The sequence below is a fragment of the Alteromonas sp. ABH4_454 genome (assembly GCF_056311775.1).
On sequence record NZ_CM149972.1, the window covers coordinates 1,740,933 to 1,752,521 of the forward strand.

Here is an 11,589-nt window from a genome sequence, read left to right on the forward strand (position 1 = left end):
GAGCTTAAAAGAGCGGGTTTAAACGAAGCACGACAGTAGGGAGTTAAGGTATCTTCGTCCTTTAGCAGTTACCTGCCAGTGACTATCTGAAATAGAAAGTAGCCCTTGGTGATGAGCATCAGACAATGCGCGCTTAACGTCATCCGTTAACTCAGTACCTGTGAAGTCACTAAAGTCACTCATCGGGCAAGACTCAACTAAACGAAACCTGTTCATAAAGAATTCAAACGGCAGATCGTCTGCACTAACCAGCGTTTGCGTATCTAAATACGGGCGGCTCATTTCCATATAGCCTCTTGGATGCTTCACTTTGACGGTACGATGAATTGTGCCGTTAGCGGCATCGGTAATCTTTCCGTGTGCACCGCATCCAATACCTAAGTAATCGCCAAAGCGCCAGTAATTAAGGTTATGGCGGCATCGGTGCCCCGCTTTGGCGTAGCCTGAAATTTCGTACTGGTGATAGCCTGCTTGCTCTAAGAGGCTGTGGCCTTTTTCCTGTATCTCCCACAGAATGTCGTCGTCTGGCAGCGCTGGTGGCTTTGAATAAAAAGGCGTGTTTGGCTCGATAGTTAGCTGATACCACGACAGGTGATAGGGATTTAACTCAATACCTTGTTTTAGATCTGCCATGGCATTGTCCACGCTTTGTTCCGGCAATCCATGCATAAGATCTAAATTAAACGTAGGTAGCCCCGCGCTGTGTGCTTGTTTTACCGCATTTTCAGCTTGGCTTTCATTGTGGATACGGCCTAGCACTTTTAAATGCTTAGGCTGGAAACTCTGAATACCCACCGAAATACGGTTTACGCCTGCCTGATAAAAGCCAGCGAACTTACCCGCTTCAACGGTACCTGGGTTGGCTTCCATGGTTATTTCAGCGGTGTCACTCAAATTAACCCGCTGTTTGACGCCGTTTAAGATGTCAGCCATAGCTTCGCTTGAAAACAAACTGGGCGTGCCACCGCCTATAAAGATTGTCTCGACAGTACGGTCGCCAATGCGTTTGGCATCAATGGCTAAATCGTCCAGCAGATGCGCCACATATTCTTTTTCGGGTAAATCAGATTTAAGCCCGTGAGAATTAAAATCACAGTACGGACACTTTTGAACACACCAAGGGATGTGGATATAAAGGCTAAGCGGAGGATTACGCAAAAGTCGCTCTCATACTATCAAGCAAAGTCGCTAGGGCGTTGCCGCGATGGCTAATGCGGTTCTTTTCGGCTTTTTCTAGTTCTGCCGCAGTGCATCCATGAGTTGGAACGTGAAAAACAGGGTCGTAACCAAAACCGTCGTTACCAGAGCGAGCATTTAAAATTTCACCTTGCCATTTACCTTGGCTAACTAATGGTACTGGGTCGTCAGCATGGCGCATAAACACTAAGGTACAAAAGAAGTGCGCTTTACGCTGGCTCTCGCCATCAAGGGCAGCTAATAGCTTGTCGATATTGGTATCATCAGTTGCATCAGCGCCAGCATAGCGGGCTGAATAAATACCAGGTGCACCGCCAAGAGCGTCGACTACTAAACCTGAGTCGTCGGCAATAGCTGGCAAGCCTGTTACTTGCGCCGCATGACGCGCTTTAATAATGGCATTTTCAACGAATGTTGTGCCTGTTTCAGGCACATCAGATACACCTAATTCTTTTTGCGCCACAACGTCTACGCCGTAATCTGCAAGCAAGGATGCAAACTCACGCACCTTACCTTGATTACCTGTGGCTAAAACAATTTTTTCTGGGAATTTCATTGTGCCAGACTCCTCGTTCTTTCTTTATTCCTGAAATAAGCTCGAATACATTAAACGAGTGCTTGAGACTATTCAGGACGAAGGTTGGGAGTGGTTTGAGCAAACCCTCTGCCGCAGGGATGCGGCAGCGGAGCGCACATGGATGTGTTTACCGCGTGTTTGCGAAAGCCACTCCCAACCTTCGGCCTTCGCATCACTCACCCTCAACGTGCTCAAGCTTTACTTTTTCTTTTTAGGCTTAGCTTTTGCCTTGGTTTTGTCTTTGGCCTTTACTTTTTTCTTTTTCGGGCCAATTTTAGGCGTTTTATTTTTAGGGCGAAGCTCGTCAATGACGCGAGCTTTAAGCGGTTCGCCCATGTAACGTGCGGTTTTGGCTACCATGTCAAAATCGTGGGCTTCTACCAACGATATTGCAGTACCTTTGGCACCAGCACGACCGGTTCTGCCAATACGGTGTACGTATATGTCAGCTTTGCGCGGCATGTCGAAGTTAATAACGTGGCTTACATTGGGTACGTCGATACCACGAGCTGCAACGTCAGTTGCCAATAAGATTGGTACTTCACCACTTTTAAAGCGAGCCATGGCCGCATTACGCTTGTCTTGCGGCATTTCGCCCTGTAGCCAACACACTGGAATGTCTTTAGACGCTAAGAAATCTTTCAGCATCTGTAAGCGGTCGCGAGTTTTTACAAAAACAACAGCAGATGTAGTCGTCTCTTGCTTCAAAATATTCACCAGCAACGCTTGCTTGTGATTCATGTCGTCAGCAAGGTGATACCACTGATGAATTTTGTTCTTTTCTTTGCGTGACGGGTTCGCTTCCACAACTTCAGGGTTGTTAAGAATGTCATGAGCGAAAGTCTTAACGCCTTTGCCTTCAAGCGTGGCAGAGAACAATAGGTTTTGCTTGCGCCAGCGCGCTTCGGCAGCAATTTGGTTAACTACCGTTGAGAAACCCATATCCAACATGCGGTCAGCTTCGTCAAGGATCAAGCACTCGATATCACGGCAATCTGCGGCTTCTTTTTCGATATGCTCAAGCAAACGACCTGGCGTGGCCACAAGAATATCGAGATTCTTGCTTAAGGTTTCTTTATCGGTGCCGTAGTTAATACCGCCGGTTATTACGCCGCACACAATTTGTGTATGCTTTGTTATTGCTAGGGCTTGTTCGTAAACCTGTAGCGCTAACTCGCGGGTAGGTGTTAGGATCAAAATGCGTGTAGCACCAGGCTGTCTGCGCGGGTAATCAAGTAAAAATTGGCACGCAGGCAATAAGAATGCGGCTGTTTTACCAGTACCTGTAGGCGCAGAGGCCAAGATATCTCGTCCATCCAACGCATGCGGGATAACCAGTTCTTGAATGCTAGTTGGAGTTTCAAACCCCATATCGGCAGCTGCGTGACACAGTGCTTCGTCTAATTCGAGTTCTTCGAAAGTCATAGTATAAAAAACGCTCTAAATGAATGGGGCGTATTGTAGCATTGCTATACCAAAACATTGAGAAAAACTGGCGTTAAATTCGCACACCGTAGGTAAATACATATTCTGACGCTAACGGGTTGGCACTGTTGGCGTTAAGTAAATGCAAGTGGGTTAAATCGAGCTTACTCACTTTATCCTCACTTTCAACCCGTGAAATTTCGAAGTAGTAGTCAGTTTACAGTTCTGGACCAATGGAATTAAAGAGGGTTGGCTATTGCGCGGTAATCCCAGCTTTGAAGCACGCCATCAGAGGAGAGGGTAACAACATCACCATTCTCGTTAAGTGTAATAGCGTGAGTTGTGGCTTCGCTTGAGTAGCGTTTAATTTCCCATGAGGCTATCTCTTCGCCAGAGTTAGCATGCCATAGCGTCACCACTGATTTGGGTGATGTTGTCATTAGGTAGTCACCGTTTTCTAAAAATAACCCTTTTCGGAAAAAGCGGAAACGTTCCATAAATTGCAGTTCAGACATCACTTCATGGGTGGCGAGATCAATAATTTCGTGGCTGTTTAGCGCATCGGATATAAAAGCTCGCTGAGCTCTATTGTCTAGCACTGAAGCGGTAACTCGACTGCGATATTGCCTTTCCAGCAGCACATCGTTTTTGTCTAAATCCCATAGAAACCAGCGCTTATCTATCCCTCCAGAAAACGCATAGTCATCAGAAAAATAGCCTACATGAAGCACTTTCATTGTATTGTGCTGGTATTGCAATGCAGTACCGTTATCAAAATTTAGTAGCAATACGGTCCCGTCAGTCATACCAACTAGTGCGCTGTCACCATGGTGGGATAGGGAAGTTGATGACGCTGTGGCGCCGGGATCTTTACCACTAAAATGCCAACTACCTACCACATCACCTGAGTGCAAGTTAATCAGTGTAGTGCTCCAATAGCCTGTGAGCGCTAACCATGCCTTGTCTTTGGAAAACGTAATTAGGTGCAGTGACTCTTCATCAAGCACGTCACTATGCCATTTGTAGCGCTCTCGTTTTTCATCAACATCCCAAACAGACACAGAGGAGTCGTCAAAAATGAATGCCGCAAGACGGGCATCGTCTGAAAGCGCAGCTTTCCTCACTGGCTCTTGGGTAAAGCGAAACTCGTGAACAGGTAATACGCGCGTCTCTTCAGTGCAACCAGAAAGCGCAAGGAGAACGGTGAAAAGTAAATAAAAAAGTGGTGACACTAAGGGTGAGAGAAAGCGTCCGTTCGTTTTTCTTTCGATCATTGCTTTAGCACAATTATGTATTAATACAGGCAATAGCGGATAGCTTTGCCCGGTTAATCGCGTCTTTTATTTCAGGGCCTTTAACGCCCGTGGCAATGATATCTTGCACGTTCACTTGGTTGGCGGCTGATAATGCATTTTCAATGCGCTTTCGTTGGCGTTGCCAATCTATGCCCTTGTTATGAGCATAAGGCGCAAAAGCGCTAAGTAATAATGTGAAACGTTCCTCTCTGCGCCATGCATCACAGCCATTGAACAGGGCAAGTAAATCGGCGGGCGAGTTCTGCGCGTTCAAAAGAAAGCCTTTGAATTTGCAGGCAAGGCTGACGATTTCACTAACTTGGTTCTGCACTTTCAAACGGCCGCACAAACGTTTTGCTTCTTCCTCATCAAGGTGAGTGAGCAGGGCTGTAAACCTTATTATCAGCCTAGCAGTTTCTGAATCGCTGCTTTCAGCCTTTTCTAGGGCTACCGCCGTTTTTAACGTTTCCAGAGCAGTATCTAGCTTACTTTCAAGTTCAGCGAACCAGTCATTGAGGCCATGAGCTTGATTCAATACAGTGAAAAAAACATGGGGTGTTTTCTCTAAAAGACTGCGCTTTGTTTCTTGCCATACCCGCTCTGCACTTAGCGTGCTTAGCTCGCCGCTTTGCGCCATAGACTGCATAAGAGCCATGGTTTCAGTGGCGATAGTAAACCCCAAATAAGCATAGCGGGTTGCAAACCGAGCAACGCGAAATACCCGAAGCGGGTCTTCACTAAAGGCTTCAGATACGTGGCGAAGTATGCGGTTTTCTAAATCTTTTTTACCACCATAAGGGTCAATAAGGTTACCAAGGTTATCTTGAGCTATCGCATTAACGGTAAGATCTCGGCGCAGTAAGTCTTCTTCCAGAGTTACGGTACTTGAAGCGTCACAAACAAAGCCCGTGTAGCCTTTTCCTGATTTACGTTCAGTGCGAGCTAGCGCATATTCTTCCTGTGTTTTTGGGTGTAAAAAAACAGGGAAGTCTTTGCCTACTTGGGTATAACCCTGGCTAAGCATTTCTTGCGGTGTGGCGCCCACCACTACATAGTCGCGTTCTACAACTTTTCTGTTCAACAGTGCGTCACGTACTGCGCCACCAACGAGATATACTTGCATGCTCTTCCAATCGTCTTTTTGTCAGTAAAAGTTAGACGTGTTGATATTTGGCGTATAACCGTATTCAACAGTCTTAATTTATAGTGGCGCAGTATAGCAATGTTACAAATAAAATTCGTCGCCACATCGTTATGCGCTTTCACTTCAAGGTTGCGTCTGGTAGTTTAATCGTCGTTAAAAATTAAAACAGATAGGCGCTTCAGCAACCATGTATTTGAACTACTTCGGGTTAAATGACAATCCTTTTTCGATTGCGCCTAACCCCGATTATTTGTATATGAGCCCAAGACACAAAGAGGCATTAGCCCATTTGACCTTCGGCCTTAGGGAAAGCGGTGGCTTTGTGATGCTCACCGGAGAAGTGGGCACTGGGAAAACCACAGTTTCAAGAAAATTGTTGCAGCAGCTACCGGACAATACCCAGGTAGCTATGATATTAAACCCTACCTTATCTGCTCTTGAGCTATTAGCGACGGTGTGTGATGAACTAGGCTTACCCTATACGCCAGAGAAAGCCAGCCTTAAGTATTTTACTGATTTAATTTTGTCTAAGCTGGCCGAAAATCACCAAGCAGGCATTAACACGGTACTTATGGTAGATGAAGCACAGCATCTACTGCCTGAAGTATTAGAACAACTTCGTTTATTGACCAACCTTGAAACAAACCGTGAAAAGCTGTTAAAGGTCGTACTGATTGGTCAGCCTGAATTACAGCAGTTGTTAAAGCGTAACGAATTACGTCAGCTAGCTCAACGCATTACCGCTCGTTATCATCTGCTGCCCTTAACTGCGCCAGAAGTTAGTGCTTACATAGCACACCGCTTAAGCGTGGCTGAAGGTGATATCAGTATTTTCAGTAAGTCTACATTGCGCGCGGTGCATCAGATTACTGGGGGAATACCAAGGGTAATTAATTTGCTGTGCGACCGGGCGTTAACCTTATCTTTTACTAAGCAGCATGCGGTTGTGCAAAAGCCTATATTCTTGGCCGCGGCAGAGCAAATTCTAGGTGAAGATGTTGTCAGTCAGCGCGTGCAAAGCCAGCGTAAATGGTATCTAGCATCGGCGTTTGTTTTGGCCATTATTTTCGGTTACGGGTTAGGGAGCTTGTATGTCTAATATCGTTGCCATTGAAAATCTAACGCCCGGCATGGTGATTGTCCAAATCATCAAGCAGAACGGGCCGGTTAAAATTAGAAAGTCGGGCTTAGTGACCAGCGACGCCATGGTGCAGGGCTTGGCTGAAATGGGTGTGCAAGAGGTTGAAATAGACCCTGAGCAAACCGTGGAAATAGCCCCCGCGACTACACATCACAGAACGCAAACCCAAGCTTTGCTTCGCGGCGAGCATGATACAAGCGCCACGTTTGATAAATCGCTCAATGAGCAGTTTAATCGCAGTTTGTTTTTGCCAACAGTAGAAGGATTACCTTCGGCGTGGAAGCTATACACTAAGCAAGTTGCGCTATTTGCCGTCGTTATTCTTGGCGGTTTATGCATTGGCTTTTCCGCAGCCACAGCCAAGCGCTGGTGGCCGATGTTAACGGCGCACACGGCAGCACCTACGACAGCATCCGAAACCAGCGCTGAAAAGGAAGACAAAAGCGAGGACACTTCGGAGCTTGTCGCTACGCAAAGCGGTAGCGAAATGCCCGCTACTTCGGAAAATAAAAGTGAACAAACACAACCTACAGACCAGACGGGTACACAAAGTGGCAGTTCGAATGTTCCTAAAGACGAAGCTGTCGATATAGTTGCCAACACGACCTCCTCTAGCGAAGCAGCCATTGAGCCAAACACACAGCCCGACATTGCGCGAAGCAACAAAGCAGATGACAGTGTAGCGGCTACACAGGGTAGTAACTCAAGCGAAACTCAGTCTTCACAAGATTACGAAGGTACAGTGTTAAACGAAACCGCACCTCAATCTGACGTATCAGTGTCGCCAGAGCTTATGGCGCGCTTTAACGCTGCTGTGGCGGCATTAGACTCAAAAGCGCAAGACGATACTCCGGCCGAAGAAGAAACTAAAGTCACAGTTAAGGACGACTTGCCTCGTGTCGATCAATTGCCCGTTCGCTTGCTAACGCGCCTTCCTACAATGAATTTTAGTGCACACATGTATGCTTCTCGACCAGCCGATAGATGGGTCAGAGTCAATGGACGTCAGATAGGCGAGGGCGACTGGATTGCCGACAGAGTGCAAATTGTAAACATTGAAGCACAGCGTGTGGTGCTCTCTTTTGAAGATGAAATCTTTACCATGGCGGCATTAACTGACTGGTAGTCGTTTCATCGATTAGAGCAGAAAAATTCATCAGAAATACAGTGAGTACTATGAAAATAAAGGCCCTGAATTCAGGGCCTTTAAGCACCTTTTTGTTTTGCCAGCAATACGGATAAAATGGGTTTACAGTGGCATTTGATTCACAAAAACGTCTTTAAAGAATTTAGGCAGGTTCAAGCTAAACTCTTCTGGGCGAACCCCCGATACAATCTCATCATCATATTGGCTTAAGTCAATTCGCTTCACTTCATTAAAATGTTGCGAGGTAACGCTGTAGAAAGTCATTACGTGAGGGCTTACTGGATCTTTGGGATTAATTTTACTTACAATGCCTAACTTACCGCTTTTCAAACGTACCAAAGAACCTACAGGGTGCACGCCAATACACTGGATAAATTGTTTTACCAATTCTTGGTCTAAGTTATCTGTCGCAGTTAGTCGCTTTAGCGCCTGAGTAGGCGTGATACTGTTTTTGTGCGTACGATTAGATGTCATGGCATCGTATGCATCCACAATGGCAGCAATACGCGCGAACTCTGAAATTTTGTCACCAACCAATCCTCTCGGGTAGCCGCTTCCATCAACGCGCTCGTGATGCTCTTCAATGATGCGTAGCGATAGGTCAGAAATATCGCCACACTGTTCAACTAGGTCTGCACCAATTTCAACGTGGGTTTTCATCACTTCCCAATCATCACTGGAAAATTCGCCTGTGTTATTGCGAATTTCATCTGGCAGGGAAGACATGCCGATATCCATCAATAGGGCACCTAAACTCACTTGCTCTGTGGTATCTCTGTCATAGCCAAGAAACTCACAGAAAATGCCGCTTAGTACACTGCAATTAATACTGTGCTCAAGAAGGTACTGGTCGGTATCCTTGATCATAGTCAGGCAGCTCAGCGCATCTTTATTATCAAATACACTTTCGATCAGGCTTTGCGACAGCGACTCCATGGGAGACAAATCTTTTACCGCCCCATTTTTAAGCGACTTTAAAAAGCTGCTTTGAATGGCAATTGCGCTGCTGTAAAGCTCGTTGGCTTCATTAATTGAATCACGACCCACTGGCTTAACAACCGGTTTAGTCACTTCAGAATCTTTTTCTTTAGCTGGCTCGGGTGGCACAGCTGGCTCCGGCAGCTTAGATTTCGCAAGATCTACTTCGACGCTTAAAATACCTTTCGATTTTAGACTATCAATAATGGCTTGTGTTTTCACAATGCCTTTAGAGCGCATTTTAAGTGAACCTGTTTGTTCAAGTACTTGATTGACGTACATTCCTGGCTGCAAATCATCAATGGGTACCTGTTCTAGCATTATCTCTCCTGTGAGGCACAACGTTGCCATAGCCTTCAATTACAATAGAAACGAATAGTACGATATTCCAGTGAAAAAAGTGAGGAGTTTATTAGTCTTTAGTATAGCTAGAGTCGGCGAATATAGGATTAACGAATTCGTGAGAAAACGTGTGACGTGTAAATGTGCCGAGAAGTTGCTTATAGCTCAAATCAGGTGAACTGATATTTTTAATGCGGACTGGTATTAGACGTCTTGATGCGAAGTTAAGGTAGAGGCATAGATGAGAGAAATAAACAGGGTGCCATCTCGCGACAGCACCCATGTGTCATGCTAGGGCTTTGTTAAGCGCTAAAGCCCCACGCTTTTACAACCACACGGGCTGTTTATCTTCGAAGGCTTCTATAGCACTTGTGAGTTCAAGCGTTTGACCGATAGCATCTAAGCCTTTAATAAGGTTATTTTTGTGATGCTCAGCAATAACGAAGCTGAAGCTTTTATCGTTAAAACTTACCGTTTGCGCTGGAAGATCAACGGTGATCTTAGTTGCTGGGTCTGCCTTCACTGCAGCAAACAAAGCGTCCATTTGTTCGCTTGATAATGCCACTGGCACTAGCTGATTATTAATGCAGTTGCCGTAAAAAATATCAGCAAAGCTGGTGGCAATAACCGTTTTAAAACCGAAGTCGGCAAGTGCCCACGGCGCGTGCTCACGGCTTGAACCACAACCAAAGTTTTCGCGAGCTAGTAATAGACTTGCGCCTTTGTGCTCAGGCTTATTCAGCGCGAACGCTGGGTTTGGCTCTTTCTCCTCTAAATCTAAATAACGCCAGTCGTGAAACAAGTGCTTGCCGTAGCCAGCACGCGTTACGCCGGTTAGAAACTGCTTTGGAATAATTTGGTCGGTATCGACATTCGCCTGATCAAGCGGCGCAGCAATGCCTGTGTGTTGTGTAAAACCTTGTTCAGACATAAATTACTCCTGATAATCTCTAACGTCAGCAAAGCGACCGGTAATTGCCGCAGCAGCAGCCATTGCTGGGCTTACTAAATGAGTACGCGCACCACGGCCTTGTCGGCCTTCAAAGTTACGGTTACTGGTAGAGGCACATCTATCGCCTGCTACTAGCTTGTCGTCATTCATACCAAGGCACATAGAGCAGCCTGGCAAACGCCATTCAAAGCCAGCATCGATAAAGATTTTATCTAAACCTTCAGCTTCTGCTTGGCGCTTAACATTACCAGAGCCCGGAACAACAATAGCTGTTACTGAATCGGCGACTTTACCGCGCTTGGCAATTTGTGCCGCTGCACGCATATCTTCAATACGCCCATTAGTACATGAGCCAATAAATACGTGATTTACCGGAATATCAGCTAGCTTTTCGCCTGGCTTCAAACCCATGTATTCGAGTGCTTTTACCGCGCTTTCTTTTTCAATCGGGTCGCTGAAATCTTCAGGGGCTGGTACCGGTGTGTTTACGCCAATGACCTGACCTGGGTTGGTACCCCAAGTAACCTGAGGAGCGATATCTGCTGCTTCAAGTTCAACCACAGTGTCGAAGGTTGCGCCTTCTTCGGTATAAAGGGTCTTCCAATAAGCGACTGCGTCTTCCCAGTCTTGACCCTTAGGTGCGTATTCGCGGCCTTCAAGGTAGGCAAATGTTGTTTCATCAGGCGCAACAAGGCCAGCTTTCGCGCCAGCTTCAATACTCATGTTACACACTGTCATGCGCTCTTCCATGCTCAAACCGCGGATAGCTTCACCCGCGTATTCGATAACATGGCCAGTAGCTCCAGCGTGTCCAATCTTCCCAATAATGGCAAGAATGATGTCTTTTGCGGTAATACCTACAGGAAGCTTGCCATTAACGTTAATCAGCATGCTTTTAGCACGGCTTTGCTTTAGCGTTTGCGTAGCTAGAACATGCTCTACCTGAGAGGTACCAATACCAAAGGCCAGCGCACCAAATGCACCGTGAGTCGCAGTATGTGAGTCACCACACACCACCGTCATGCCTGGCTGAATTAAACCTAATTCAGGCCCCATAACGTGCACAATACCTTGCTTTTGGTGACCCACTGGAAATAGCTGAATGCCGTGATCTTCACAGTTTTTTGCCAAGGTTTGTAGCTGAAGTGCATTGGCTGGTCCACAGGCATCGATTGCTAATGAACGAGTTGAAATACTGTGGTCCATGGTGCCAACCGTGCGGTCAGGACGCCGTACTTTGCGGCCTTTTTCATTAAGACCAGCAAATGCCTGAGGCGACGTCACTTCGTGAATTAAGTGGCGGTCGATATAAATTAAACTGTCTTCACCGATTTGGTCGATAATGTGGGCTTGCCACACTTTGTCATATAAGGTCTTGGCCATGAGATGTT

General features: G+C 46.2%; 10 protein-coding genes. 2 read left to right on the plus strand and 8 right to left on the minus strand.

Annotated features, from left to right (window positions below):
• Positions 1 to 18: 18 nt before the first annotated feature.
• From hemW to ACYX4W_RS07650, 5 genes are all read right to left on the minus strand, one after another.
• Entirely contained in the window at positions 19 to 1,158 is a 1,140-nt protein-coding gene (gene hemW / locus ACYX4W_RS07630; RefSeq protein ID WP_476075173.1) for a radical SAM family heme chaperone HemW, read from the minus strand.
• Positions 1,151 to 1,753 carry an XTP/dITP diphosphatase gene (locus ACYX4W_RS07635; RefSeq protein WP_476075174.1) on the minus strand — a complete coding sequence of 201 codons (603 nt, stop codon included), beginning with the start codon at positions 1,751 to 1,753 and terminating at the stop codon, positions 1,151 to 1,153. The genes hemW and ACYX4W_RS07635 overlap by 8 nt, the downstream gene beginning before the upstream one ends.
• A gap of 219 nt (positions 1,754 to 1,972) precedes the next feature.
• The gene (srmB, locus tag ACYX4W_RS07640) at positions 1,973 to 3,199 is read right to left on the minus strand and encodes an ATP-dependent RNA helicase SrmB (RefSeq protein WP_476075175.1); all 1,227 of its coding nucleotides are present in this window, start codon (positions 3,197 to 3,199) and stop codon (positions 1,973 to 1,975) included.
• 239 nt (positions 3,200 to 3,438) lie between these two features.
• Entirely contained in the window at positions 3,439 to 4,473 is a 1,035-nt protein-coding gene (locus ACYX4W_RS07645) for a WD40 repeat domain-containing protein (protein WP_476075176.1), read from the minus strand.
• A 13-nt stretch (positions 4,474 to 4,486) separates the two neighbouring features.
• Positions 4,487 to 5,617, minus strand: coding sequence for a tRNA nucleotidyltransferase/poly(A) polymerase-related protein (locus ACYX4W_RS07650; protein ID WP_476075177.1), 1,131 nt, complete (start codon positions 5,615 to 5,617; stop codon positions 4,487 to 4,489).
• Between the two features lie 208 nt (positions 5,618 to 5,825).
• Here ACYX4W_RS07650 and ACYX4W_RS07655 point away from each other — a divergent pair, with 208 nt between their 5' ends.
• Both ACYX4W_RS07655 and ACYX4W_RS07660 read left to right on the plus strand, forming a co-directional pair.
• Positions 5,826 to 6,737, plus strand: coding sequence for an ExeA family protein (locus tag ACYX4W_RS07655; protein WP_474827516.1), 912 nt, complete (start codon positions 5,826 to 5,828; stop codon positions 6,735 to 6,737).
• The gene (locus tag ACYX4W_RS07660; protein ID WP_476075178.1) at positions 6,730 to 7,905 is read left to right on the plus strand and encodes a general secretion pathway protein GspB; all 1,176 of its coding nucleotides are present in this window, start codon (positions 6,730 to 6,732) and stop codon (positions 7,903 to 7,905) included. The genes ACYX4W_RS07655 and ACYX4W_RS07660 overlap by 8 nt, the downstream gene beginning before the upstream one ends.
• 123 nt (positions 7,906 to 8,028) lie before the next feature.
• On the opposite strand, the gene ACYX4W_RS07665 is transcribed toward ACYX4W_RS07660, so the two are convergent.
• The 3 genes from ACYX4W_RS07665 to leuC form a co-directional block, all read right to left on the minus strand.
• Positions 8,029 to 9,225, minus strand: a complete 1,197-nt coding sequence (locus tag ACYX4W_RS07665; RefSeq protein ID WP_476075179.1) for an HD-GYP domain-containing protein — start codon at positions 9,223 to 9,225, stop codon at positions 8,029 to 8,031.
• 346 nt (positions 9,226 to 9,571) lie between these two features.
• Entirely contained in the window at positions 9,572 to 10,177 is a 606-nt protein-coding gene (gene leuD / locus ACYX4W_RS07670) for a 3-isopropylmalate dehydratase small subunit (RefSeq protein ID WP_476075180.1), read from the minus strand.
• Positions 10,178 to 10,180: 3 nt separating this feature from the next.
• Complete coding sequence (gene leuC, locus ACYX4W_RS07675; protein WP_476075181.1) at positions 10,181 to 11,581, minus strand: 3-isopropylmalate dehydratase large subunit; 1,401 nt, start codon at positions 11,579 to 11,581, stop codon at positions 10,181 to 10,183.
• Between the last annotated feature and the right edge of the window lie 8 nt (positions 11,582 to 11,589).

Bases quoted from the DNA above. Each gene is read 5' to 3' on its own strand.
- ACYX4W_RS07665 (WP_476075179.1), bottom strand. From the start codon at position 9,225: ATGCTAGAACAGGTACCCATTGATGATTTGCAGCCAGGAATGTACGTC.
- ACYX4W_RS07650 (WP_476075177.1), bottom strand. From the start codon at position 5,617: ATGCAAGTATATCTCGTTGGTGGCGCAGTACGTGACGCACTGTTGAAC.
- ACYX4W_RS07635 (WP_476075174.1), bottom strand. From the start codon at position 1,753: ATGAAATTCCCAGAAAAAATTGTTTTAGCCACAGGTAATCAAGGTAAG.
- ACYX4W_RS07645 (WP_476075176.1), bottom strand. From the start codon at position 4,473: ATGATCGAAAGAAAAACGAACGGACGCTTTCTCTCACCCTTAGTGTCA.
- leuD (WP_476075180.1), bottom strand. From the start codon at position 10,177: ATGTCTGAACAAGGTTTTACACAACACACAGGCATTGCTGCGCCGCTT.
- ACYX4W_RS07655 (WP_474827516.1), top strand. From the start codon at position 5,826: ATGTATTTGAACTACTTCGGGTTAAATGACAATCCTTTTTCGATTGCG.
- ACYX4W_RS07660 (WP_476075178.1), top strand. From the start codon at position 6,730: ATGTCTAATATCGTTGCCATTGAAAATCTAACGCCCGGCATGGTGATT.
- srmB (WP_476075175.1), bottom strand. From the start codon at position 3,199: ATGACTTTCGAAGAACTCGAATTAGACGAAGCACTGTGTCACGCAGCT.
- leuC (WP_476075181.1), bottom strand. From the start codon at position 11,581: ATGGCCAAGACCTTATATGACAAAGTGTGGCAAGCCCACATTATCGAC.